Below are 25,827 nucleotides of genomic sequence, written 5' to 3'. Positions count from 1 at the left end.
AACTCCCACTTGAACGTACAATACAGTACTGTATTTCTACATATCAAAGCGCAGTCGGCAATAGATAATCAGAAAAAAGGACTCATCGGATCATGGCAGCCAGAAAAATAATCATTGATACCGATCCCGGTCAGGACGACGCCTTCGCGATCCTCTTTGCTCTGGGCTCTCCCGAAGAGCTTGATGTCATCGGCATCACCACCGTTGGCGGGAATGTCCCTTTGGCGCGCACGACCACGAATGCTTTGAAAGTTCTGGAACTTGCACAAAGGCCTGACATTCCAGTCTATGCGGGCTGCCCTGGGCCGACCCTGCGCAAACTGATCACGGCGGAGAATATTCACGGCGAAACAGGATTGGATGGTGCCGATTTACCGGAGCCCACAACAGCCGCGCAATCCGAACATGCGGTCAACTATCTGGTCCGGACCATCATGGCGGCCCCGAAGGCGAATTGACGGTCTGCACACTTGGGCCGATGACCAATCTTGCGATGGCAATGACCATGGAGCCCCGCATCATCCCGCGCATTCGCGAAGTCGTGTCGATGGGGGGCGGGTTCTTTGAGGGCGGCAATGCAACGCCCGCCGCCGAGTTCAACATTTTTGTCGATCCTCACGCCGCACATAAGGTGTACGCCTCTGGTGTGCCGATCACGATGGCGGGCATCGACTGTACCTATACGGCTCAGATGACCCCGGGTTGGATCAACAGCTTGCGTGACACCGGTAGCCGTACCGCGGCCGAAGCCGCAAACCTGGCCGATTTCTTCCGCCTCTATGGCAGCCACAAATTCCCGACTGAGGCCAGACCGATCCATGACGCTTGCGTCACCGGCTATTTGTTAAACCCTGAGATTTTTGAGCAACGCCAATGCCATGTGACCGTCGATATTTCCTCTCCCGTCACCATTGGCATGACGGTGGTCGATTGGTGGCATGTCACAGGCCAAGAGCGCAATTGCAACGTGCTGCGCCGGATTGATCCTGAACCGTTCTTTGCCCTTATGGCAGAGCGCATTGGCCGCCTGCCATAATCCGTCACTCAGAGGCATGCGCGGCTCAGCTTGAGGGAGGGCACAACACCTTGTGCCCGGCTTGGCCATCCGTATACTCCAAGACAAAGGAGAGTGATGTGTCTGATCTCGATGATAGCCCCGCAGGGAACGCCGAAGATACGCCTCAGCGCCCGAAAGGGCGCAAGACACTCTCACGCGAGGCGTGGATTGCCGCCGCGCGGGGTGCGTTTGAAACCGGCGGTATCTCTTCGGTCAAGATTGATCGGCTCGCGCGCCTGCTTCGCGTGACCCGCGGCAGTTTCTATTTTCACTTTTCGAGTTTGCAGGATCTTCACGACGGCCTCATGGATCTGTGGCGGGCCTCAAATTGCGCCCCGTTCCTACAGTTACAGGACGCCAAAGACATCGACGGCGTCCAGTTCTTTAGCGACATTGTCCATGTTTGGGTCGACGAAAAGCCGTTTAGCCCGCGCCTTGACCTTGCTGTGCGGGAATGGTCTCGCAGAGATGCAGCCGTCGCGCGTGAAATCAAAGACATCGACACTCTGCGCATTGATCTTTTGGTCCGGGCCTTTTTGGCCATGGGCTATTCCGATGACGAAAGCACTGTGCGGGCGCGCATCACCTATTTCCACCAGATCGGGCAATATGCCCTGTCCTTTGAAGAAGATCAGGACATCCGTAAAAGGTATCAGCCTATTTTTGGCGATGTGCTGCTTGGACCTTTGGTCGAACAACCCGATCATCTTCGCGTGCTTTAAGCCGGGGCGACGTTGACAGCCGCCACCAAGCGGCGGTCAATAGCAAGGCTCACACCCCTTGCGCGCGCTCGGATCTCTGACTGGCGAGGCCCGCCACCACCCCATCAAGCAACTTGTCGATATAGCGACCGGGTGCCTTATCCGCGTCCTGAGTTTTGCCAAGGACGGCGGTGCGAATGATCATATCGGCGAACACCGCGTCAAACAGAATTTCGGGATAGTCGCTATAATCCAGATCGTCCGGCAGAACCCCCAATTGGATTTGCGCGTCGAAGACTTTGCCAAGCATGTCGTGCCACACCAGCGGGCCATGTTCATGCCACGCCTCGCCCACTTGTGGCAAGCGTTGGGACCCGGCAACAATCAGTCGGAAAAAATCGGGATGGCTGGGCTTTGAGAGCACATGTACCAGTTGCAAAAGGATCGCGCGCAATCCTTCGCGCAGGCCACAGTCCGGCTTTGGGCTGCGATCAATATCTTTGATGAAATCGGCGCAGAGGAATTGCACCACAGCGATCAAAAGCCCGTCTTTATCGCCGAAATGCCGATACAATGTGGATTTTGAAGCCCCGGCCTCAGAGGCGATCACATCCATACTTGTTCCATCCAAGCCGTCACGCAGAAAAATGCGCGCGGCCTCGACAAGCAGTTCCCGCCGTCGTGTTGCACCTCGGGATGTTTTGGAGGTGGTGGGACGGCGGGGGTCTGTCATAGGCGGGCTACTTCTTATCTGGCAAGGCGTAGGCGATCACATAATCACCACGAACGGGAGACTGGCGCGCACCCCCGGCAACGATGAGTATATACTGCTTGCCCGTCTTGGGCGAGACGTAACTCATTGGAGTGGCCTGAGCGCCCACAGGCAAACGGCCTTTCCAAAGCTCTTCGCCGGTTTCGATGTCCATGGCGCGCAGGTAGAAATCCTGCGTCCCGGCATAAAAAACCAGACCCGATGCGGTGACCACGCCGCCGCCCAAAGTGGGCATGCCCAAAGGGATCGAAAGGCCGACAGGGCGCGCGCCCATTTGCACATCTTTGACAGTGCCTGCCGGACGTTCCCAGACCAGAGATTTCGTCTTAAGATCGACAGCACCAAACACACCCCATGGCGGCGCGTTACAGGGCAAGCCAAGCGGCGAATTGAAGGCCGCATGATCAATGACAAAGGGTGTGCCAATCATCGGGTAGGTTGACCCCACGCCATGCCCAGACACCAACGCGTCAAAATCAACGCCTTCAGCCGGGCGCAAAGTCACGACCTGCGGCATACGGATGTCGTTGACGAACACATACCCGCTGCGCTTGTCCAATGCGGCACTGCCCCAATTGAAACCGCCATAATAGCCCGGATAGATCAGGGTGGGTTCACGTTGGGGGGCCGTGAATTCACCCTTATAATTGAGCTTTTTGAACGCGATCCGACAGGCCAGTTGGTCAAAAAACGTGGCACCCCACATGTCCTGTTCGGTTAAAGCATCGGTGCCAAACGTCGGCATTTCTGTGCTGTAGGGCTGGGTGGGCGAGACATAATCGCCATATGCGACCTCCTGCGGAACCGGGCGTTCTTCGACACCCGCAAGCGGATCACCCGTGCGCCGATCCAAAAGAAAGATTTGGCCGCGTTTGGTGGGCAGAGCCAATGCAGGCGTCCCGTCCGGCATGTCATAGAGCGAGGGTTGGGAGGCAAGATCATAGTCCCAAATGTCGTGATATACGCTCTGGAAGACCCATTTTTCGCGTCCCGTGGCAATATCCAGCGCCACCAAACCCGACGAATATGTGTCGGTCAGTTCCGGACGATCCCCACCCCAGAAGTCAGGCTGTTGATTGCCCAGAGGCAAGTAAACAAGGCCCAAATCCATATCAAAGGCCGGATGGGTCCACATGTTTGGTGTCGAACGCGTGTAGGTTTCGCCCTCGGGCGGCAGTTTGGTGATCTCGGGATTGCCAAGATCCCACGCCCAAACCAACGCCCCGGTGTCGGCAGAAAACGCACGAATGACGCCAGAAGGTTCATCCAAGGCGCGGCCATCAAAGACCCATCCGCCGACGACGATCAAATTGCCAATCACCGTCGGGGCCGAAGTGTAGGAATAGGAAAAACTGGCACCGAATGTCACATCACCAAGGCCGGTCATCATCGACACCTTGCCCTCGTCGCCAAAGCTCGTGCAACGCATGCCAGTGGCGGCATCAAGTGCTACGATATCGGCATCCATTGTCACCTGAATGATGCGACGGGCACAGGCCGCATCCGCAGCAGGTGCGATATGAGTTTCGCCCTCGATCGGAAACGGACGGGCCACCGAAGCGGGCTCGTAATAGCCTACGCCGCGGCAACGATTCCACACCGTTTTGGTGTTTTTCAACTCTTCTCGGTGACGCCATTTCTCAGCGCCACTATCGGCATCCAGAGCGATCACTTCGGATGTGGGCGTACAGGTGTAAATTGTGTCGCCAATTTGGCTTGGGGTGTTTTGCGATTCTGACGCGCCTTCGGCCAACTCCCCCGTCCGATAGGTCCACGCAACCTCAAGGTCATGCACGTTGTCCGTGTTGATTTGATCGAAGGCCGCGAACCTTGTGCCTGCGGGGTCGTTGCCGTAAAACTCCCAATTCGCACTGCCGTCGTTCTTAAGTTCAACCTCGTCAAGCTGTGGCACCGTTTGGGCCATGGTCACCCCATGCGGTTTGAACATGGCGGCGAAACCCCAGATCAAGGCAAGGGCAAAAAGGCCCGCAACAGTAAAACTTTGGCGACGGTAGCGCCCGCCGGTCAACGACGGATGGATCACTCCGGCGACAAGCCCCATCACGAGGAATGGGGCCAAGCGTGGCACAAGACCCCAGAAATTGACGCCCACTTCCCAAAGCGCCCAAACCAGGGTGCCCAAAGTCACTGCGGCCAAAACCAGTGCCGCCGCCGGTTTGCGTGTCACATAAAGGATGCCCGCAGCGACCAGACCCAGACCTGCGATCAAATAGTACCAGCTCCCACCAAGGGAGACGAGTTTGAGCCCTCCCAACGCAAGTCCTAAGCCTGCGAGCGCCAAAAGCCCGCCCAATAGCCACAAGACAATACGAAGTGGGCCGGGGCCAGAGGCCCCAGTGTGCGTTTTGTTGTCCATGTTATCTCCAAACTAAGAATTATCGCATCGGAGTCGACGTGCTGCGGTGCGCTGCGACACGATAAAGAAACGATACTGTACCGTTCTATTAGCGCGAGATTCTCGCAAATGGAAGACAATATGCGGCAGTATACAGTGAAGGGCCCCGCTGAACGCGATCGAAACTTTAGGCCACGTCTCCCCTGTCTGTGACACTCGCGGGCCTACGAGCGCAGGCAGCCGCCGTTCAAGAACGCGCCGACAATGGCCGGTGTGACAGACTCCGATATTCTGGTCTATCAAGGCGTCGATCCATGCGTTTGCGCCGTCAAAGTCCCCGCGCCAAACATCCCATAAACCCTTAAAATCAGATCAATCTTCTTGCTCGGGCCTTGCCCCATAAGCGCGCAAAAACATATCCACCGCCGCCTCTACGGTGACATTCATCTCCTCAGAGGTCGGAGCAGTGGTCCTTTTCCCGAACAGTCGCGCACGCCAAAGGCCCGCAGTGGCCAGTTCGACGAATTGGACGCCCGCCCTCTTGGCATCAGGAATGAGAATACGGCCCGCCGCGTGTTCGCGCTCAAACAAAGCCGCCAGCGCCATCTGTGTCCGCACTGCGCCCGAGTCGTAGAACCGCGCGCCAACCGCAGGCATCCGATCAACGATGCCCGCAACGATCCGTTGCGACCGGATCACCCGATCCGAACATAGGATTTCCACCATCTTCTGGCCAAACAACGTCAGCTTATTTTTAAGTGGAATATCCTCTTCCAGCAGGGCCTCAATGCCCACAAATATCTTGTCGCGCTCTTCGGCAATCAGGGCTTCGAACAAATCCACCTTATCGGCAAAATAGACGTAAATTGTGCCTTTGGAGACCCCAGCCGTGCGGCAAATCTCGTTCATACTGGTCGCGTCGAACCCATTTTCCATGAACTCCTTCATAGCGCCTTTGAGAATTTGGTCGCGCTTTACCGGATCTTCGCCTGCTGCATGGCGACGGCATTTCGCCATGGAACCGGCTGCGGGGTCGGGGTCGGGGTCAGTCTTTTGATCGTTGTCTGTGGTCATGCTCGCCTCCGTGTTTTGACCATAATCGAACCAGTCGGTTCGATAAAGCCTTGATCGCATCCCACACCCGCCCTATATCATCAATCGAACCGCATAGTTCGATTGCCGATCTGCCTTGATCCGACTGGACGACGCCATTGGCGCACACATGATGGCACACGAAGGATATTAAAATGACAAAGCCAGATCGTGGGACCCTCACTGAGGGACCTGACCCCATCTCCGTAGATCCGACGCCCCCCCGGCCGCCTCAGATGCGCCGCCTAAGAGCCGCCGCAAAATGGCGGTTCTTTCCGTTTTGGCCTTGGCCGTGATTGGGGGCGCAACCTACCAAGGCCATCATTTCTGGACCGTTGGACGCTTTATGGTCGAGACCGACGATGCCTATGTTCAGGCCGATATCGCCCTGATTTCTAGCCAAGTGTCAGGCTATGTTGTCGACCTTCCCGCCACTGAGAACGCCCATGTCAAAGCTGGCGATGTTTTGCTGCGTCTGGACGATGGCGATTACCGCATTGCACTGGACACGGCCAAGAGCCGGGTGGAAACGGCGGGGCGCACTCTGGCCCGGATTGATGCACAGACCGCCGCGGCACGTGCTGCCGTGACGAGTGCCGCCGCCGAACGGGCCGCCACAGAAGCGCAGTTGCGCGCCGCCGCCTCTACGCTTGAGCGGGTCAGTGGCTTGGCCGAACGCAAGGTGAGCACCCAAGCCCAACTTGACACCGCAACCGAGAATTTCGACACAGCAACCGCCAATTTGGCCAAAGCGCGCGCAGCAGAACTCAGTGCAAAAGCTGAAGTCGATGTGTTGATTGCCCAACGCGCAGAATCTGAGGGCGGCCGCCACGAATTGGAATTGGCCGTCGAGCAAGCCCAGAGAAATCTCGATTTGACTGTTCTGCATGCCCCCGCAGACGGCACATTGGCCAATCTCTCGCTGGAAATCGGTGACTTGGTCTCTGTGGGCACACGGTTGGCCGCGCTGGTTCCAAACAATGCGCTCTATATCGAGGCCAATTTCAAGGAAACCCAGATGTCAGGCGTCGTGCCCGGCGCAAAGGTAGAGCTGAGCTTAGATGCGCTGTCGGGGCAGACCTTTGAGGGAACCGTCGCGTCCGTCGCACCGGCCACAGGCTCCGTGTTTTCCTTGCTGCCTGCCGATAACGCCACGGGAAACTTCACCAAGGTTGTTCAACGCGTGCCCGTTCGTATTTCCCTCCCCGCTGACGCATTGGCAAATGGCCAGCTTCGGGCCGGACTTTCGGCAGTGGTGGCGGTGGATACCCGCACAGCACCGGAGACCGACACCGCCCTTGCAAGCGTCGAGTAAACCAATGTCAGCCCCTGTCGAACCGGAGTTAACACCGCGCCGCATCGCTGCCTTTTTGGTGATGGTGGTCGGTATGTTCATGGCGATCCTCGACATTCAAATTGTCTCTGCCTCATTGGCCGAAATTCAGGCCGGCTTGGCCGCCAGTCCCGATGAGATCAGCTGGGTTCAGACCAGTTATCTCATCGCTGAGGTGATCATGATCCCGCTCTCCGCCTTTCTTGCGCGGATGATGTCGACGAGAACCCTGTTCACCCTCTCGGCTGCGGGTTTTACGGCTTCAAGTTTTCTGTGCGCGACCTCCGGTAGCATCAATGAAATGATCATTTGGCGGGCCTTACAGGGGTTTCTGGGCGGTGGCATGATCCCCTCGGTCTTTGCCGCCGCCTTCACCATCTTCCCGGCCTCAAAGCGCAATATCGTGTCGCCCATGATCGGTTTGATCGCCACGCTGGCCCCCACCGTTGGGCCGACCGTGGGCGGCTATCTCAGCCACACCATGTCGTGGCATTGGTTGTTTTTGGTCAACGTCATTCCGGGCATTGGGGTGACGCTTGGGGCTTTGTTCCTCATCGACTTTGACCGCCCAAACTGGCGGCTGTTTCACCGCTTTGACTGGTGGGGTCTGGCCGCTTTGGCGGCGTTCCTTGGCGGGTTGGAATATGTCCTGGAAGAAGGCGCGTCCAACGATTGGTTCCAAGATCAGGCCGTGGCGGGTGTTGCGGTGATCATGGTGGTCGGCGGAGTTGTCAGCTTTTGGCGCGCTCTCACGCGGGACGAACCGATCGTCGATCTGTCTGCCTTCACCAACGTCAATTTTGCCATTGGATCGGCCTTTAGCTTTGTCATGGGGATCGGCCTTTACGGGCTGACCTATCTCTACCCGCTCTATCTCGCGTCCATTCGTGGCTACGACAGCTTGATGATTGGGGAGACAGTGTTTGTCTCTGGCCTCGCGATGTTCGCGACCGCTCCATTGGCCGGTTTTCTGGCCTCCAAAGTGGATCTGCGCCTGATGCTGCTTGTTGGATTTTTGGGCTTTGCGGCGTCAACAAAGATGTTGACCGGCATGACCGACGACTGGGACTTTCACGAACTGCTTTGGCCACAAATCCTCAGAGGCATGTCCCTGATGCTGTCCATGGTGCCGATCAACAATTTGGCACTAAGCACCTTATCCCCGGACAAAATGAAGGGGGGATCGGGGTTGTTTAACCTGATGCGAAACCTTGGCGGTGCGATGGGGCTTGCGGTGATCAACACGATCCTGACAAACCGGGGGGAATTGCATTACGCGCGGCTCAGCGAGGCGATCACGTGGTCCAGCAGCGAAGCGATGCGCCAACTCAACATGATGGCAGCCAATTTGACGGCACGCGGGTATGACGGTCAAGCGGGCGCGCTTGTGCAAATGGCGGGGCGGCTGAAGACGCAGGCGACCGTGATGTCCTTCATCGACATTTTTGTGTTGATCTCCGTGCTTTTTGCCGGCTTGGCTTTGGCGGCTCTGTTGATGCGCAAACCGGGCAAAGGGGTAAGCGGCGCAGCGCATTAAGGGATGCTTTCAACGCTGTGAACAGGCGCAAACTCTCACCTGCGTGCACCCACAACAGTGACCCTCTGATCGCTGGTTCTCTGCCAATATGTTACTGTGACAGAACAAACCAAGGGCGGGGAAATCCCCCGCCCTTAATGTCCATCGCGTCAAACGACATGATTTTCTGAACCGTCCTTACAAATCCGGAGAGATTTTCCATTCGCGCAGCTTATAGACCGTGCCGGGCCGCGGACGCGGCTTGTCTTCGGGTTCACGCATACGGCGCTTGAAGGAATGGATCGGTGTGGCACGATCATCAATACGCACCTCGACAACCGAGGGCCCGTCATGGGCAAAGGCCTCGTCCAGTGCCTTACCGATGTCATCGGGCTTTTCGACATAGATGCCTTTCAGCCCAAGCCCCGCCGCCGCAGCTGCATATCCGGGAACGTAATCCTGCTTTTCCAGGGCGCAGGATTGCGGGTTCTTGAAAAAGATTTCCTGCCACAGCTTAATCCAACCCAATGTGCCATTGTTGATGACGATGTTCACGATCGGCATGTTGTACTGCGCCTGCGTGGCCAGCTCGCCAATGGTGTAGGAAAAGGCACCGTCGCCAGCCAGTGTCACAACGTGCCCGCCCTCTTCGATGACCGACGCAACGCCGATGGCACCGGGAACGGAATAGCCAAGCCCGCCTTGGCCGCGGGCAAAGACGAATTTTCGCCCCGTTTTGCGCGCGGGCAGATAGCCGGAAATCCACCCGGCAGAAAAGGACGCGTCTGAGACCACAATGTCCTTTTCACCCAAGCGTTTGTCGAGTTCGGCCATGACGCGCGGCGGCAGGACCGGAATTTGATCCGATGCCATTTCAACGGCCTTGAGTTTGTCGCACTCCGCCTTGACCTCGGCAATGCGGGCCATCCACTCGGGGTTGGCATCGGCGCGGCTTTCGCCAAGGGCGGCATCCAGCGCCTGAACCATGCTGCGCACATCGCCCAAAAGCGGCACTGTCGGACGGAAGGTGCGGCCATGTTCAAGCGGATCAAAGTCGATGGTTATGGTGGCCTGTTCCGCTGTCGGCAAAGACCAGTTCATGCCGGTGTTCTGGCTGACCTTGGACCCGCACCAGATCACCAAATCCGCCTCAGGAACCAGATCAATTGCCGCCTTAGACCCAAGCGGATTGAGCACGCCCGCCACATAATCGCGAGTTTCGGGCACGGACCCTTTGCCGGACAGGCTGGTGACCACCAGCGCGCCCAAACGGTCGGCAAATGCAGTCACCTCGTCGCAGGCATCTGCGCCATGCACACCGCCGCCGCAGACCAGGACAGGGCGCTTGGCCTTTTTGATCAGGGCAATCGCCTTGTCGATTTCACTGGGCGGTGCAACCGAACGCAGGTAGGGCGTGCGCACGCTGCGATCATCGACATTGGTCAGCAGGGTATCCATGTCCCAATCCGCATCAAAGATGTCATGCGGGATGATGAGGGCCACAGGGCCGGGACGCGGAGCGGTGGCGATACGCAACGAGGTGCGGATCAGTTCCGGCAGGGCGGCGATGGACGGCACCAAAAACGCCTCTTTCGAACAGGTCTTGAAAAAGGAGAGCTGATCGTAACCTTGGCTGGCGATGCCTTTTTCCTTCAGCGGCAACCAGTCCAGGGGCAATTCCCCGATGATGCCCAGCATCGGGATCGAGGCGTTCAGCGCCTCAAGAAATCCGGCGGGCAATAGGTTGGAACCGGGGCCAACCGTCACGTCACACACGCCGGGCTTGCCGGTGATCCGGGCATAGCCGTCGGCGGCATAGGCGGCGTTGCGTTCGTCGCGCATCAGGATGTGTTTAATCCGGTCTTGGCGTCGGGAAATTCCGTCATGCAGGGCCGTGGTTTGCCCGCCCGGCATACCGAAAACATATTCGACGCCGGACTTTGCAAGCATTTCAGCCACGAGGTCGCCGATATGGGGCTTGGGATCAGTCATATGAGTTTCTCCAAAAGGTTCCGGTGCCATAGCGGCCGACCGGGTTTCAGGGTGGACCGACCCGGCGGCGCATAACCGCCGGGTCGCAGGGGTTATTTGCTCCAGGATTTGATCATCTCGTCATAAGCGACGGTCTTGGGTTCCTGGCGCTCGTTTGCGAGTTTGGGCTTGGGTGCGCCCGGCTGTTCCAGCCAATACTCGGCACCTTGTTCGGGGTTCATCTTGGGACCGATGTCGCCCTGAACGCCCGAGCGTTCGATACGGGCCATAACCGATTCCATATCGCCGCAAAGGCCGTCGAGGGCGTCTTGCGTGGATTTGGAGCCGGACATGGCGTCACCGATGTTCTGCCACCACAGCTGTGCCAGTTTGGGATAGTCAGGCACGTTGGTGCCCGTCGGCGACCACTGGGTGCGGGCTGGCGAGCGGTAGAATTCCACCAGGCCACCAAGTTTGGGGCGCGATCGGTGAAGCTCTGGTGCTGAATTGTGGACTCGCGGATAAAGGTCAGCCCTTCATGCGCTTTCTTTACGTCCACGGTTTTCGAGGTGACGAACTGTGCATAGAGCCACGCCGCCTTGGCGCGATCCACGGGAGTGGATTTCATCAGCGTCCAGGACCCCACGTCCTGATAGCCGACCTTCATGCCGTCTTCCCAATAGGCACCGTGCGGCGAGGGGGCCATGCGCCATTTCGGCGTACCATCCTCGTTCATCACAGGCAGGTCGGGCAGAACCGTCGCAGCCGTAAAGGCGGTGTACCAGAACATTTGCTGCGCCACATTGCCCTGCGCCGGGATCGGACCCGCCTCAGAGAATGTCATGCCTTGGGCGGAGGGCGGGGAGTAGTCCTTGAGCCACTTGATCGCCTTGTCCACAGCATAGACCGCCGCAGGGGAATTGGTCGCGCCACCACGCGTCATACAGGCACCGACGGGCTGGGACTTCTCATTCACACGAATGCCCCATTCATCGACGGGCAAACCATTGGGTTCACCCACATCGCCCATGCCTGCCATGGACATCCACGCATCGGTGTAGCGCCAGCCAAGCGAAGGATCTTTCTTCCCGTAGTCCATATTGCCAAAGACTTCGCCTTCGACACCCATATGGCTCAGATCGCGTCCGGTGAAGAATTCGGCTATGTCCTCATAGGCGGCCCAATTGACGGGAACACCCAAATCGTAGCCGTATTTCGCTTTGAAATCGGCCTTGTTCTTGTCGTCGTTGAACCAATCGTACCGGAACCAGTACAGGTTCGCGAATTGTTGGTCAGGCAATTGATAGAGTTCCCCATCAGGGCCAGTGGTAAACTGAGTCCCGATGAAATCGGCCAGATCAAGACCGGGATTGGTGACATCCTTGCCCTCATTCGCCATCCAGTCGGTCAGGCTGCGCGCCTGTTGATAGCGCCAATGCGTCCCGATCAGATCGGAGTCATTGATATAGGCGTCATAGATGTTTTCGCCGGACTGCATCTGGGTTTGCAGCTTTTCAACAACATCACCTTCGCCGATCAAGTCGTGGGTGATGTTGATGCCCGTGATTTTGGTAAACGCCTCGGCCAGAACCTTGGATTCAAAGATATGGGTGTCGATGGTTTCCGACACGACCTTGATGTCCATGCCAGCAAAGGGGGCGGCGGCGTCGACAAACCACTGCATTTCTTGTTCTTGTTCCGCCCGGCTGAGGCTGGACAGATCGCCAATCTCAGCGTCCAGGAATTCCTTTGCCGCCTCCATGTCGGCGAAGGACGGGCTTGCGAAACACGCCAACGCCGCGACCACCGCCGTGGTGGATTTAAAGTTAAGTTTCATTTTCTTCCTCCCTGAAGATTTCTAGTTTGGCGGCATTGCGCACACGCGGCGCGCAACACCCGGTCAGGCCGGATCAAAGCCAGCGGAACACCGCAAAGGCGTAGATCAGGCAGGGGACAAAAGCGCCCCACTGAGCAAGGTCGCTCAGTCCCAGCCAGGCCAGATTGATAAAGGCCGAGCCAAGCAAAGTGATGAAAAGCCGGTCGCCGCGCGTCGTTTCGATCCGCAGCGCGCCAAGGCGCGGCGTTTCGGGAAAGCGAACCGCCAAAACCGTGAACAGGATGAGCAGACCGGCGATGGTCCAAAAGAACAGGGCCACGGGGAACGACCAGGCCATCCAGCCGCCCGCGATCATTTGCCCGGTCCAATCCAGTGCGCCATCCTTGCGCGGCACCGACAGGATCAGCGCCCCAAGGGAGCCGCCCATGACAACGGTCAGAATGGTATAAATCGTGATCCAACGGGTCGTGCGCATCACACCCTCCCCAGGGCAAAGCCCTTTGCGATGTAGTTGCGGACAAACCAGATCACCAAAGCGCCCGGAATGATGGTGAGAACCCCGGCCGCGGCCAGCACACCGTAGTCAAGGCCGGTGGCCGAGGACGTGCGCGTCATGGCGACGCCGATGGTTTTGACCTCGACCGACGTCAGCGTGCGGCTGATCAGAAGATCGACCCATGAGAACATGAAACAGAAGAACGCGGCGACGCCGATCCCACTGGCAATCAAGGGCATGAAGATCTTGAGGAAAAAGCCGCCAAAGCTGTGACCGTCGATATAGGCGGTCTCGTCCACTTCTTTTGGGACACCGCGCATGAAACCTTCGAGGATCCAGACCGCGAGAGGGACGTTGAACAGGCAATGCGCCAGCGCCACCGCGATATGCGTGTCAAACAGGCCGACACTGGAATAGAGCTGGAAAAACGGCAGGGCAAACACCGCAGCGGGGGCCATCCGGTTGGTCAGCAGCCAAAAGAACAGGTGCTTGTCGCCCATGAAGCTGTAGCGACTGAATGCATAGGCCGCAGGCAGCGCCACCGTCACAGAGATCAGCGTGTTCAAAAGCACGTAGATCAGCGAATTGACGTAGCCCATGTACCACGTACTGTCAGAGAAGATGACAACGTAGTTGTGCCATGTGAAGTCTTGCGGCAGCAAGGACACGCCCGACAGGATCTCGGCATTGGTCTTGAAGCTCATGTTGACCAGCCAGTAGATCGGCACCAGCAGGAACAAGATGTAAAGGATCAGCATCCCGCGCGACGCGGTCTTGTGAAGTTTCGTAGTGTCGCGCCGCCGTCTCGAACGGGTCGCTATGGTTAAGGTCGGGTCGAGAACGGTCATTCCGGCACCTCTTCTTTTTCTTGGTCGAGATTTGTCATGACGGTGTAGAACACCCATGAAATCAAAAGGATCACGAGGAAATACATCAGGCTGAAGGCGGCTGCGGGACCGAGGTCGAACTGACCAATTGCCATCTTCACCAGATCGACCGACAGGAATGTCGTGGTCGAACCGGGGCCGCCGCCGGTGACGACGAAAGGTTCGGTGTAGATCATGAAACTGTCCATGAAGCGCAGCAGCACAGCGATCAGCAACACGCCCTGCATCTTGGGCAATTCGATGTACCGGAACACGGCCCAACGGCTGGCCTGATCAATGCGGCCCGCTTGGTAATAGGCTTCTGGAATGGATTGCAGACCAGCGTAACACAGCAGCGTGACAAGCGAGGTCCAGTGCCAGACATCCATCACGATCAGCGTCGCCCAAGCGTCTATTGCGTCGCGCCCAAGGTTGAAATCAACCCCCAACGCCACCAATGTCGAGCCGAGCAAGCCGATGTCGACACGGGTGAACAATTGCCAGATTGTGCCAACCACGTTCCATGGGATCAGCAAGGGCAGCGCCAGCAGCACCAAGGTCAGGCTGGCCCAAACGCCGCGTTTCGGCAACGTCAGGGCAATGGCAATACCCAGCGGAATCTCAATCGCCAGGATGATTGCCGAAAAGATAAGTTGGCGTTGCAGGGCATCGTGCATCCGCTCTGAACGGATCACCTCGCGGAACCATTCCAAACCCGCCCAGAAAAACGCATTGTTGCCAAAGGTGTCGTTGAAGGCATAGTTCACCACCGTCATCAGGGGCAGGATCGCCGAAAATCCGACAAGCAGCAGCACCGGAAGCACCAGAAACCATGCCTTGTTGTTTTGTGTCTTGAGCATTACGAGCCACTCCTGTCTTGGGGATGTTCCGGGGTCATGCGCCAATCGTCGGCAAAGACGCCTATCTTTTCCGGCTGGAAAATGAGGCGACAGGTGTCTGCGGGTAGCTCCGCGCCTTCGGGCAAAACGACGGCCACGGGCGCGCCGGCCACGTCAGCCCGCAAAATGCGGTGACGGCCCACGTCATCGACACGCAGGATGGTGGCGGGCAGTCCGTCGGTTTTGCTGAGGGTCACATGCTCAGGACGAATGCCGATCTGCGTGCGCCCGGTGAGATGGCCAAACGTGCCACCCAGCGGCGCTTCATGGTCGCCGATGCGCGCGACATTCCCGTCGATGGCGGCATCCAGAAGGTTCATCCCCGGAGATCCGATGAAATACCCTACAAATGTGTGCGCAGGCCGTTCGAACAGTTCCTCGGGGGTGCCCACCTGCACGATGCGCCCGTCATGCATGACCACCACTTTATCGGCAAAGGTCAGCGCCTCGGTCTGATCGTGGGTGACGTAGATCATCGTATGACCAAAGTCCTGATGCAGCTTTTTCAACTGCGTGCGCAGTTCCCATTTCAGGTGAGGGTCGATCACGGTCAGCGGTTCATCGAACAGGATCGCATTCACATCCTCGCGCACCATGCCACGCCCAAGGCTGATCTTTTGCTTGGCATCCGCCGTCAGGCCACGCGCCTTTCGCGAGAGCGTGTCCTCCATGCCGATCATCTGTGCCACCTGATCGACGCGCGACTGAATATAGTCCTTTTTCATGCCGCGATTGCGCAGCGGAAAAGCAAGGTTTTCGCGCACGGTCATGGTGTCGTAGACCACGGGAAACTGGAACACCTGCGCGATATTGCGTTCGGCCGTTGGCGCGTTTGTCACATCGTTTTCACCGAACAGAATGCGCCCCTGACTGGGCCGCCGCAGACCCGAAATGAGGTTGAGAAGTGTAGATTTCCCACACCCCGACGCCCCCAAAAGCGCATAGGCACCGCCGTCATCCCAAGTCAGGTCGATGGTTTTCAGCGCATAGTCTTGTTCGCCCCGAGGGTAGGGGAAATAGCTGTGCGCCAGATTGGAAAGGGTAATTTTTGCCATGATGTCAGAACCTCAGGCTGCTGCGGCATAGGCAGCCTGAACCGCCAATTGCCCTTGGGTGTCGAACAGATGGAAATGCGCAGTGCTGAGCCAGAGGCAGACGTCCGTCCCATCGGTTAAATGGTGAATGCCGTGGACCAGTGCGACCCACCGTGACGCGCCCTGCCGCAGATGCAAAAACGTCTCTGATCCAGTGATTTCGGATGCAACAAGTTGGCATGTCAGTTCCAGCGCCGGACCATTCGGCTTTTCGAACCGCAGGTGATTGGGGCGGAACCCGGCAACGTAGTCGCCGTCGCGGACCGTCGACAGATTGCCGCTTGCCGCAACCTTGGAGCCGACCTCGAATGTCAACGTGCCGCCCGCTTTGGTGCAGGCACTGAAATTCATCGGCGGGTCACTGAAAACGCGGGCCGTGGTGGTGTCGATCGGGTGGCGGTAGACCTCTGTCGCCGGGCCGAACTGGGTCACGCGGCCTTCCCAAAGACAGGCGGTGTTGCCGCCTAAAAGCAAAGCCTCTTCCGGTTCAGTCGTGGCATAGACAAAGATCGCGCCAGACTCGCGGAAGATCCGCGGAATCTCGTCACGCAATTCTTCGCGCAGCTTGTAATCGAGGTTGGCCAGTGGCTCGTCCAAAAGCACCAGCCCCGCATCTTTGACCAAGGCGCGGGCCAGCGCACAACGTTGTTGCTGACCTCCCGACAACTCCAGAGGCATTCGATCAAGCAACGGGGTCAATTGCAGCATCGCGGCTGTCTCGCGCACGCGCTTGTCAATCTCGCCCTGATCACAACCCGCCAACCGCAGGGGCGAGGCGATATTGTCGTACACGCTCATGGACGGGTAGTTGATGAACTGCTGATAGACCATCGCGATGCGCCGGTCTTGCACCCGTTGTCCGGTCACATCCTTGCCGTTCCAAAACACCTTGCCGGTGCTGGGGCGGTCCAGACCCGCCATCAGCCGCATCAGACTGGTTTTCCCCGCCGACGTTGGTCCGAGAAGGACATTCATCGTGCCTTTTTGAAAGATCAGATCGGTTGCGTTGATATGGGGTTTTCCAGCAACGATTTTGCTCACTCCCTGAAGCTCAAGCATAACAGGCCTCCGTTTCGGTGACTGACGGGACCGCCGGGATTGCGGCCATTGCGTGTGCCATCGCAACGAACCGAGGAAATTTTGCGATATGGGCGGCGTGACGCTCTGCGTTGCAATCGTGGCGGCGCGCGATGCCGGTCATCCCTGCGACTGCATCGGCCAAAGAGGGATAAGCGCCGATGGCCGATGCCGCGCAAATGGCAACACCAAGCGCGCCGAATTCCGACCCTGTGGGCACTTCGATCGGCAATCCCAGAATGTCCGCGAAAAGTTTCGACCAATACGGGCTTCGGGTTGCGCCGCCCGTCAGGCGGATCAGATCAACGGGGGCGGCATCGTCGCCGGACAACACCTTGTCGATATCCAGTTTATGGGCAAAAACGATGCCCTCGAATATCGCGATAGCCATGTCGTCAAAGTCAGATTGTGCCGTCATGCCCAGCAATCCTGCTGGGGCGCCGTCTGGACCGCCGAACAGAAAGGGAAAGAATAAAGCCGGTCCGGGCTTTCCCAAACGCCGCGCAAGAGCTTCGTTCAGACGCTCGTAGATGTCGGAAAACCCTTCGTTCGGAAGGGGTTGTCCTTGGGCAAGAACGGTTTTGACGACCCATTCCAGATTGCTGGCCGAAGTCGGAGATCCTTCGACCGCCATATATCCGCCGAGGGGATAGGGAAATTGCAACATCGGCACATAGCTGCGCCTTGGCGTCGTGTTGAGCGTTGATGCAATGCTGAACGTGCCCGCAACGACGCTCATTTGTCCGGGTTTAGAGATATGTGAGGCCAGTGCAGCCGCGCTCATATCTACTGTGCCACGCACAACCGGCGTGCCTTCTTGCAAGCCCGTCAGCGCCGCAGCCTTTGCCGTGACCCGGCCCACAACCTCATCCGAAGGACCAAGTTCCGGAAGTTTATCGCGCAGATGGACCAATCCCAAAAGCTCCAAAAGCGCATCGCAATAGGTGCCGGTGTCCGGGTCCAGCAAACCGGCTGACCCCGCGTCGGTCAGATCGGTCGACATATCCCCACACAGTTGGGCGCGCAGGAAATCCTTACAAAATGACACGCGATGCGTCCGGTCCAACACGCCGGGCTCATTGCGGGCCAACCATGCCAGCAAAACGAATGTCTGACCGGCCCAGAGGTGTTGGCCGATCAAGGCCTCAACCTGATCAGCGGTGCCATTGCTCTGCCATTCGGTGATGATGTCGATGGTGCGCGCGTCTGTCGACATGATCCCATGCCGCACCGGATGCGCGTCGCGGTCCAACAGGTATAGGCCGCCGCCATACCCGGCCACGGACACCGCTTCGATTTCTGACGGCGAGATGCCACTACGCTCCAACACTTCTCGTACAGCTACGGTCGCGGCCTGCCACATCCCGTCTGGATCTCGTTCGGTCCAGCCGGGATGGGGAGCCTGCATTACATTTCGGCTATGCGCACAGGCGATTTCGACGCCGGCCAGATCAAACAGCCCCGCCTTCGTCATTGTGCCACCGGCATCAATGCCGATTACATACTGTCCCATTGTCTCCTCCCTTGGCGGGCGTCACTCCTCAACAACGCACCGCCAACTTGTTATTACAGGATCAACAATAGGAGGTTAAAATGGCCTGTCAATTGCCCTTGTGGTCGGACATTTGGGGTACAAAGGTCGTAGATGACGGCCTTTGTACGTGGGATAAACCCAATTGACGTAGGGTTTTTCGAGTTGTATCTACTTGTTATTACAGGTTGTGCCTTATGAGGCCGACGACAAGACAATACGGGAGGGGCAGGCAAATGCGCAGACGGGAAGAGATAATAGACAGGCTACGCTCTGGAGAGCTGCCCGACATTCTAATTATCGGCGGGGGAATCAATGGCGTCGGGACATTCCGAGATCTGGCAGCCCAGAACGTCCCCGCCCTGCTGGTTGAGGCCGGGGATTTTTCATCCGGTACCAGCGCCGCGCCCTCGCGCCTGATCCATGGCGGCTTGCGTTACCTGGAAACAGGCGAAGCGGCACTGGTGCGCGAATCACTGACCGAACGCAATCTGTTGCTGAAAAACGCGTGCCATGTCGTGCAACCTTTGCCAGTCTGGGTGCCCCTGCGAAGCTGGTTTGGCGGCACGTTTGGAGCCATCGCCCGCTTTCTGAAACTGACGCGCACGCCGGGCCGCAAAGGCGCGATCCCCGTCAAACTTGGCCTGATGCTCTATGATGCCTTCGGACGCACACGGCAAACCATGCCCGACCACCGCTTGTTGACCAAACGACAGGCCCGCGCGGAGATGCCGGTGCTTGCGCCGGACATTCGCGCCGTGGCGGAATATTACGATGCGCGCATCACCCATCCCGAACGCCTCGTGATGGAGCTTGTGGCGGATGCCGAGACCGAGTGCCCCGACAGCCTTGCGATCCCCTACCTCAAGGCCATCAGTCAGGAAAACGGCCGCGTCACCCTGCGCGATATGGCGAGCGGTGAAACCTTTGATGTCGCGCCGCGCTTGGTCATCAACGCCTCTGGCGCATGGGTGGACGAGGTGCAATCTGGCCTCGGGTTCTCCGGTCGCTTGATGGGCGGCACCCGCGGATCGCATGTGGTGCTGAAACAGCCCGCACTGGCGCAGAAGATGAACGGCAAGATGCTCTATTTCGAAACCGACGATCACCGCGCCTGTCTGATCTACCCGATGGGCGACGATCGGGTGTTCCTTGGGACCACCGACATTCGCAGCGACGACCCCGGCGACAATTTCTGTACCGATGCCGAAATTGATTACCTGTTCAATGTGTTGCGCCCAATCATGCCGAATGAAGACTTACGACGCGAGGACATCATTTTCACCATCGCGGGCGTCCGTCCCCTGCCCTTGCAAGAGGCCGGCGTCACAGGCTCAATCAGCCGCGACCACCGGCTTGACACCTTTGCCGCAACGGCGGATCGCCCGTTCGAAACGCTGACCTTGGTCGGCGGAAAATGGACAACCTATCGCGCCTTTGCCGAGCAGGTCAGCGATGTCGTTTTGCAGCGACAAAACCGGCCGCGTCTGGCCAGCACCGCAGATCGCGCAATTGGCGGGGCCGCCGGGTATCCCTTTGCGACCACGGAGCGTCAGGCATGGGCCAATCGTCTGGCCAGAGATACCGGCCTGACGCGTGAGCGGTGCGCCATACTTGCGCAGCGCTATGGCGCGCGGGCAAGTGCGGTCGCAGAAGCAGAATGCGCAGACCCCCGCCAGTTCGCGTCGATCCGGGCGTACAGCCCGGCGGAAATTTCCCTGATCTGCACACAAGAGCGCGTCACGCGTCTTGATGATATCGTGCTGCGCCGAACGTTGATGGGGTTCGAGGGCGCCCTGAGCGAAAGCGGCATAAACGAACTGGCAGACGTCGCTGCCGCAGCCCTAGGCTGGACAGAGGATCGCCGCGCCACGGAGATCGCCCAAACCACTCAACTATTGCGGGATCACCACCGCGCCCTTATACGAGCTTCGCTATGACATAATCATGAATGGAGGCGATTGCCTTTGCCCGGTAGCAAAACTGAGACATTGCAAGATAGGATTGGCCGCATAGAACGCGGCACTGCCATGCCGCTTTGGTCTCAGGTCAGGGCCACGCTGACGACGCTGATCCGCGAAGACGGCCTAAAGGAACATGATCGCCTGCCTTCAGAAAGTGAGCTGTGCAAATCCTTTGGCGTGTCCCGCACTGTTATTCGCGAAGCGCTTTCACAGATGGTGAACGAGGGTTTGATTTATCGCCTTCAGGGCAAGGGTGCCTTTGTGCGGGGTCGCCGCGACGAACAGAAATTCGTTGGGACCACCATGGGGTTCAGCGGGGAAATGGCGGAAAAGAAACAGGACGTGACCCGCAAAATATTGCGTCAGGAAGTGACTTATCCGACGCCCCGGATCAGCCGGATGTTGCGCATCGACCCCACCCACCCGATTGTGGCGGTGGACCGCGTCATGTCGGTCGAAGGCGTGCCGCGTATGATCGTCAGGTGGGCCATGCTGCAAGAATCCGTTCCGGGGCTGGAACGGATTCAGCTCGAAAGCCGCTCTTTGTATGACACGATCAATCGGCAGTTCGGGGTCCGCCTTGTGCGCGCAGATCGCTGGATCGAAGCCGTGTCCCTATCGTCGGTAGATGCAGAATTGCTTGGGGTCGAGGCAGGCAAGGCGGCGCTCAAGGTCGAGTCGGTTTGCGTGAACGAAGCCGGGCACCCTATCGAATACTATGTGGCAACCTTCCTAACGGACCGATCCCGCCTACACTTGTCGGTGTCTTCGATCGGTTAGGGATTAGCGCGTCAAGTGAGAGGTGCCACTTGGTTTGATACATTGTTCTGTGGTGCTGAAACGCGGCATCCCGCACCGCAGGCTGGATCAAACAGGAGAAGACCTCATGCCGAACGGTGGATGGGGAATGATTGAGAAAGGGTAATCCGCCCTAAAATTAGTGGTGTTCAAAAGTAGAATTTTCTCGGCAAGATATCTGAGGACATTTACGATGAACAATGGACGATACAGCGACGCGCAGATCATTGCGATCCTGAAGCAGGCCGAGGGCGGCGTGCCGGTTTCTGAACTGTGCCGCGAGCATGGGATGAGCAGCGCGAATTTCTATAAATGGCGGGCGAAGTTCGGCGGCATGGACGCGTCCTTGATATCAGAGATGAAAGATATGGCGGAGGAGAACCGCCGTCTGAAGCGCATGTGTGCTGAGATGAGCATGCAGAACGACTTGCTGAAGGAGGCCGCTTGGAAAAAGCGCTGAGGCCGTCTCAGCGCAAGGAGATGGCCGAATGGGCGGTTCGGCACCGGTCCGCCAGTATTGCATTCGACCATTGTCCTCGGACCAATGGCGGAAATGGTCTCATCCTGCCGGGCATTCAGCATCAGTGAGACGTGCTATCGGCATCAGCCAAAGCTCAGCGATGAGAATGAACTGATCGCCGATTGGCTGGTTACGCTGACGACAGCCAAGAGGAGCTGGGGCTTTGGCCTCTGCTTCCTGCATCTGCGGAACGTCAAAGGCTTTGGCTGGAACCACAAACGCGTCTATCGCATCTACCGCGAGTTGGAGCTGAACATGCGGATTAAGCCTCGGAAACGGCTGCAGCGCGAGAAACCGGAACCGCTGGTCGTGCCTGAGGCCCCGAATGAGGTGTGGTCGATGGACTTTATGGCCGATCAACTGGCTGACGGGCGGGCGTTCCGGACATTGAACGTTCTGGATGACTTCAATCGTGAAGGACTGGCCATTGAAGTGGACTTCTCCCTGCCCGCCGAGCGCGTGGTTCGGGCGCTCGGCCAGATCATTGCCTGGCGAGGCAAGCCTTTGGCAATACGAGTGGACAACGGTCCCGAATATGTCAGTGGGCGCCTGCAGACCTGGGCTGAGAAGGCGGGGATCGGGCTGCTTTACATCCAGCCGGGCAAGCCCCAGCAAAACGCATATATCGAACGCTACAATCGGACGGTCCGCACCGAATGGCTCGGGCGATACCACTTCGAAAGCATCGAAGACGTGCAGGATCACGCAACACGTTGGCTCTGGACATACAACAACGAAAGGCCAAACATGGGCATCGGCGGGATGACCCCGATACAGAAACTGACAGCAGCTTAGATTCTACTGATACGCCCCTCTAAAAATGGGGGGATTACCCCTGGTTCTGCACCACGACGAAGACGCCGAGAACGTCGTGGTGATAGGCGGACCAGGCACGGGCAAAAGCCACATGGCAACCGCCATCGGCGTTCAGGCCATCGAGCATCACAGAGGCAAGGTACGCTTCTACTCGACCGTGGAACTCGGCTACTTGCCGTTCAGTTCATCCGGCGGCGCATTGGTGTTGGGAGAGGTTTCAGTCAGCATTTTATCATTTCCTTTGGCGAGAGGTTCTTAAGGTCAGATATTTTGTCATCAGGCCTGCGCGGTGACCCGTGCCGCAAAATTTTCAATCGTAGCAACGCGGTCATGAACAGCGAAGGTTGCGATGTAGCCATCAGGTCGGATCAGCAGCAGAACGGACTGATCGACACCGTATCCTTCACGGAACGATCCGGCGGCGTCGGCAAGGCACAGGTCAGAAAATGCGCCGGGTCCGGCGTCTATCGCCACCCGCTTGAGCGGTGCCCCCTGCCCCGCCCAAGCCACCGCTGCCAGATCAGCGGCGGCACCCGGTCCGTAAGCCAGCAAGGTAAAGTGCGGTCCACGCAGAGCCTCGAACAGCCGCGTGGGTCCCAACCGGAAATAATTATATTGTAAATGCGGCGCGGAAAGCGGCAAGCGCGGCATCTGGATCGTTGGCGGCAAAGGCCTCCATGCCAACAGGTCCACGATATCCCATCTCGTCGAGCGCCCGCGCAACACCCGCATAGTTGATCTCGCCCGTGCCCGGCTCGCAGCGGCCCGGATTGTCTGCGACTTGCACTTCCCCGATCCACGGCAAGCAAGCCGCGCACCACCGCACCAGATCGCCTTCGCCAATTTGGGTATGATACAGGTCCAGATTGATCCGCAGTTGGGGGCGGTTGACGGTTGAAACCAGCGCCAAAACATCAGCCGTAGACCCGAAAGGGCACCCTGGGTGATCCAGCGGATTCAGGTTTTCCAGTGTGAAGGTAACGCCTTCTTCCTCGGCCATGTCGCAAATGCGGTGCAGCGTCTCAATGGCACGCTGCACCATGCCGGGGGAAAACACACCATGACGCGGGATCGGAATGCCGCCATCGCCCAGACCGGTGCCATGCAGATTAAGCCGATCAACCCCAAGCCGTTTGCCAACGTGAGCGGATTCACGGGCCGACGCGAGAAGGGTTTGGGCACCTTCTGCGTCGCTCAAGCGGCCTTGGAGGTAGCCATTCATGATCGTAAAGTTCGCCCCCGTGGCTTCCAGCTTGGCGAGATCATGGTCGGGCCAATTCCATAGGCCAACTCCAAATCCCATCTCTTTGAGGCGCGATGCGCGCCATTCAATCGGCTTGTCCTGCCACAGCATTTCGGCGCATGCGGCCAGTGCAAAAGGTTGGGTCATATTCATATCTCCGGGACCACCCAAAGGCGGATTACATAAGGTGTTCAACTTCAGGGGCTGCGATAAACCGCCATTTGCGCAGCGGCCCAGCCATGACGTTCAGGTAATACATCTCGAACCCATGCGGTGCACCGCAAGGATGATGGCCACGCGGCACGCAAACAACGTCGCCATCATGAACCGCCATCGTCTCATTGAGCTGCAAATCGTCTGTATAGACCCGCTGAATCCCAAAACCATTCGCCGGGTTGATCCGGTGGTAATAGGTTTCCTCAAGATAGGTGATATTCGGGAAGTCGTCTTCGTCATGACGATGCGAGGGATATGACGACCAATTGCCGGCTGGGGTGAAAACCTCGGTCACCAAAAGGCTATCGCAATAATCCTCATTCTCCATTGCGATGTTGTTGATAAACCGGGAATTTGACCCTTCGCCCCGTTGGGTCAGAGTGATGCCATCGGGGCCGATCCGCCGCGCTTTGTACCCGGAGTGACCGGGCGCCCGACAGACCGCAATCGTGCAATCCGTCGTGGCCTCTGCCTCCCAGTCTTCTCCGTTCGGCACATACAGGCAATGCGGCGGGGTCTTTTCAAAGACATTCATGCGATGGCCAAGCTCACCCCAGTCCTGACCCGCCGCGGTGAAGCGGGCCTTCCCCTCAACCATCACAACGATCACCTCGGTCTCGCCCGTCGCGTCCGAAGCCTTTTCACCGGCACGCAGTTTGAACAGGTCAAACCCGACATAGCGCCAGCCCGCCGACGTGGGCGTGATCTGATGCACTTTTCCGTGCGTTCCAAACGGACGTTTCAAAAGATCAGGCATGTGCGCCTCCGTCGAATAAACCGGCGTCGCGTGCGAGCCGTTTGAGAGTGGCCAGACCAAGGGTCTGGTAGAGAAGCGGATTGCGCTGATCGGGGTCCTGTTCGGCCTCGATGACGATCCAGCCGTCATATTCATGCTCGGCGAGGATTTTCAGAAGCGGTGCAAAATCCACCCCTCCTTCCTGATCGCCTGGCACGGTAAAGACCCCGGCACGCACGCCATCCATGAACGACAGCGCGTCTCCCTCGACCTTGTCCCGGATCACGGGGCGGACGTTCTTGGCGTGAAAATGGCGGACACGGCCGATATGTCTGCGCAACACCACCTCAGGATCGCCGCCACCAAAAAAGCAGTGACCGGCATCAAACAGAAGCTTCGTCGCAGGCCCCGTGGCCGCCATGAAGGCGTCGATATCCTCAGGCGACTGCACGACAGTGCCCATATGGTGGTGATAGACGAGATCAATCCCCTGATCGGAGCAATATTGCGCAATCTCTTCCACCTTAGCCGCAAACTCGGCCATCCCGCTACGATCAAGCAGCGGGCGATCCGACAGCGGCAGATCCAGCCCCTGAACCGAATTCGACGTTTCGCATGCAATACAGACCTTGCAGCCGTTGTGCTTGAGCTTGTCCAAATGCGGCTGGATTGCAGCTTTCTCGTCCTCGATCGAATGCGAAAGCAGGTTGAGCGAGTGCCAGCCCGAGATAAAGACGAGCCCGTATTCGGCCAAAAGCACACGCAGAGCCTCTGGGTCATCCTGCGGCCAGCGGTGGCCATTCTCGATTCCGTCAAAGCCGATCTGCCGACCCGCCTCGTCCAGGATACGTGCGGTCGGAATATCGGCGCCAAGGGTTTGGTCGTCGTCGTTTGCCCATGCAATGGGATTGGTCCCGAACTGGATCATCGGTTGTC

The 25,827-nt window shown here is 58.1% G+C and carries 19 protein-coding genes and 4 pseudogenes; 8 read left to right on the top strand and 15 right to left on the bottom strand.

All coding sequences use genetic code 11. The features are described 5' to 3' along the window. Window positions 1-92 precede the first annotated feature (92 nt). Both DA792_RS00950 and DA792_RS00945 read left to right on the top strand, forming a co-directional pair. Window positions 93-1,036: pseudogene (locus tag DA792_RS00950) on the top strand (nucleoside hydrolase). A gap of 98 nt (window positions 1,037-1,134) precedes the next feature. Continuing rightward, window positions 1,135-1,779 (top strand): TetR/AcrR family transcriptional regulator, encoded by a 645-nt coding sequence (locus DA792_RS00945; protein ID WP_107717584.1) that lies wholly within the window; start codon window positions 1,135-1,137, stop codon window positions 1,777-1,779. Between the two features lie 49 nt (window positions 1,780-1,828). On the opposite strand, the gene DA792_RS00940 is transcribed toward DA792_RS00945, so the two are convergent. The 3 genes from DA792_RS00940 to DA792_RS00930 all read right to left on the bottom strand — a co-directional run bounded on the left by DA792_RS00940 (window position 1,829) and on the right by DA792_RS00930 (window position 5,960). Continuing rightward, window positions 1,829-2,491 (bottom strand): TetR/AcrR family transcriptional regulator, encoded by a 663-nt coding sequence (locus DA792_RS00940; RefSeq protein WP_107717582.1) that lies wholly within the window; start codon window positions 2,489-2,491, stop codon window positions 1,829-1,831. Window positions 2,492-2,498: 7 nt separating this feature from the next. After that, the gene (locus DA792_RS00935) at window positions 2,499-4,907 is read right to left on the bottom strand and encodes a membrane-bound PQQ-dependent dehydrogenase, glucose/quinate/shikimate family (protein WP_107717580.1); all 2,409 of its coding nucleotides are present in this window, start codon (window positions 4,905-4,907) and stop codon (window positions 2,499-2,501) included. Window positions 4,908-5,258: 351 nt separating this feature from the next. Next, entirely contained in the window at window positions 5,259-5,960 is a 702-nt protein-coding gene (locus tag DA792_RS00930) for a TetR/AcrR family transcriptional regulator (RefSeq protein ID WP_107717578.1), read from the bottom strand. Window positions 5,961-6,240: 280 nt separating this feature from the next. Between DA792_RS00930 and DA792_RS00925 the strand changes: the two genes are divergently transcribed. Both DA792_RS00925 and DA792_RS00920 read left to right on the top strand, forming a co-directional pair. Then, a complete protein-coding gene (locus DA792_RS00925) occupies window positions 6,241-7,293 on the top strand; it encodes an HlyD family secretion protein (protein WP_107717576.1) in 1,053 nt (350 codons plus the stop codon). Window positions 7,294-7,297: 4 nt separating this feature from the next. Further along, on the top strand, window positions 7,298-8,848 hold the full coding sequence (locus DA792_RS00920) for a DHA2 family efflux MFS transporter permease subunit (RefSeq protein WP_107717574.1): 1,551 nt from the start codon (window positions 7,298-7,300) through the stop codon (window positions 8,846-8,848). Window positions 8,849-9,025: 177 nt separating this feature from the next. On the opposite strand, the gene DA792_RS00915 is transcribed toward DA792_RS00920, so the two are convergent. From DA792_RS00915 to DA792_RS00880, 8 genes and pseudogenes are all read right to left on the bottom strand, one after another. After that, a complete protein-coding gene (locus tag DA792_RS00915) occupies window positions 9,026-10,819 on the bottom strand; it encodes a thiamine pyrophosphate-binding protein (RefSeq protein WP_107717573.1) in 1,794 nt (597 codons plus the stop codon). Between the two features lie 92 nt (window positions 10,820-10,911). After that, window positions 10,912-12,635, bottom strand: a pseudogene (locus DA792_RS00910) (ABC transporter substrate-binding protein). A 73-nt stretch (window positions 12,636-12,708) separates the two neighbouring features. Continuing rightward, window positions 12,709-13,110: a DUF2160 domain-containing protein gene (locus tag DA792_RS00905; RefSeq protein ID WP_107717571.1), complete on the bottom strand. Its 402-nt coding sequence runs from the start codon at window positions 13,108-13,110 to the stop codon at window positions 12,709-12,711. Next, window positions 13,110-13,889, bottom strand: coding sequence for a carbohydrate ABC transporter permease (locus tag DA792_RS00900; protein WP_107717567.1), 780 nt, complete (start codon window positions 13,887-13,889; stop codon window positions 13,110-13,112). Before DA792_RS00900 ends, DA792_RS00905 begins: the two co-directional genes overlap by 1 nt. 86 nt (window positions 13,890-13,975) lie before the next feature. Then, entirely contained in the window at window positions 13,976-14,857 is an 882-nt protein-coding gene (locus DA792_RS00895; protein WP_107717566.1) for a carbohydrate ABC transporter permease, read from the bottom strand. Beyond that, window positions 14,857-15,951, bottom strand: a complete 1,095-nt coding sequence (locus DA792_RS00890; RefSeq protein WP_107717564.1) for an ABC transporter ATP-binding protein — start codon at window positions 15,949-15,951, stop codon at window positions 14,857-14,859. Before DA792_RS00890 ends, DA792_RS00895 begins: the two co-directional genes overlap by 1 nt. A gap of 12 nt (window positions 15,952-15,963) precedes the next feature. After that, on the bottom strand, window positions 15,964-17,049 hold the full coding sequence (locus DA792_RS00885) for an ABC transporter ATP-binding protein (RefSeq protein ID WP_107717562.1): 1,086 nt from the start codon (window positions 17,047-17,049) through the stop codon (window positions 15,964-15,966). Then, complete coding sequence (locus DA792_RS00880; protein ID WP_107717560.1) at window positions 17,042-18,580, bottom strand: FGGY-family carbohydrate kinase; 1,539 nt, start codon at window positions 18,578-18,580, stop codon at window positions 17,042-17,044. The genes DA792_RS00885 and DA792_RS00880 overlap by 8 nt, the downstream gene beginning before the upstream one ends. A 254-nt stretch (window positions 18,581-18,834) precedes the next feature. Between DA792_RS00880 and DA792_RS00875 the strand changes: the two genes are divergently transcribed. From DA792_RS00875 to DA792_RS00860, 4 genes and pseudogenes are all read left to right on the top strand, one after another. Further along, window positions 18,835-20,538, top strand: a complete 1,704-nt coding sequence (locus DA792_RS00875; RefSeq protein ID WP_107717558.1) for a glycerol-3-phosphate dehydrogenase/oxidase — start codon at window positions 18,835-18,837, stop codon at window positions 20,536-20,538. Between the two features lie 90 nt (window positions 20,539-20,628). Next, on the top strand, window positions 20,629-21,342 hold the full coding sequence (locus DA792_RS00870) for a GntR family transcriptional regulator (protein ID WP_254679216.1): 714 nt from the start codon (window positions 20,629-20,631) through the stop codon (window positions 21,340-21,342). A gap of 211 nt (window positions 21,343-21,553) precedes the next feature. Continuing rightward, window positions 21,554-22,675, top strand: a pseudogene (locus DA792_RS00865) (IS3 family transposase). Window positions 22,676-22,733: 58 nt separating this feature from the next. Continuing rightward, a pseudogene (locus tag DA792_RS00860) lies at window positions 22,734-22,901 on the top strand (ATP-binding protein); the annotation flags it as partial. Window positions 22,902-22,972: 71 nt separating this feature from the next. Here the strand turns inward: DA792_RS00860 and DA792_RS00855 are convergent. From DA792_RS00855 to iolE, 4 genes are read right to left on the bottom strand one after another with little or no spacing between them, the layout of a single operon-like run. Beyond that, window positions 22,973-23,347 carry an aromatic-ring hydroxylase C-terminal domain-containing protein gene (locus tag DA792_RS00855; RefSeq protein ID WP_107717553.1) on the bottom strand — a complete coding sequence of 125 codons (375 nt, stop codon included), beginning with the start codon at window positions 23,345-23,347 and terminating at the stop codon, window positions 22,973-22,975. Beyond that, complete coding sequence (locus tag DA792_RS00850; RefSeq protein WP_107717551.1) at window positions 23,307-24,086, bottom strand: TIM barrel protein; 780 nt, start codon at window positions 24,084-24,086, stop codon at window positions 23,307-23,309. Before DA792_RS00850 ends, DA792_RS00855 begins: the two co-directional genes overlap by 41 nt. 31 nt (window positions 24,087-24,117) lie before the next feature. Beyond that, the gene (gene iolB, locus DA792_RS00845; protein WP_107717549.1) at window positions 24,118-24,912 is read right to left on the bottom strand and encodes a 5-deoxy-glucuronate isomerase; all 795 of its coding nucleotides are present in this window, start codon (window positions 24,910-24,912) and stop codon (window positions 24,118-24,120) included. Beyond that, a complete protein-coding gene (gene iolE, locus DA792_RS00840) occupies window positions 24,905-25,819 on the bottom strand; it encodes a myo-inosose-2 dehydratase (protein ID WP_107717547.1) in 915 nt (304 codons plus the stop codon). The genes iolB and iolE overlap by 8 nt, the downstream gene beginning before the upstream one ends. Between the last annotated feature and the right edge of the window lie 8 nt (window positions 25,820-25,827).

It is taken from the genome of Celeribacter baekdonensis (genome assembly GCF_003047105.1).
Lineage (GTDB): Bacteria > Pseudomonadota > Alphaproteobacteria > Rhodobacterales > Rhodobacteraceae > Celeribacter > Celeribacter baekdonensis_B.
This window is presented reverse-complemented; position numbering and strand designations above follow the sequence as displayed.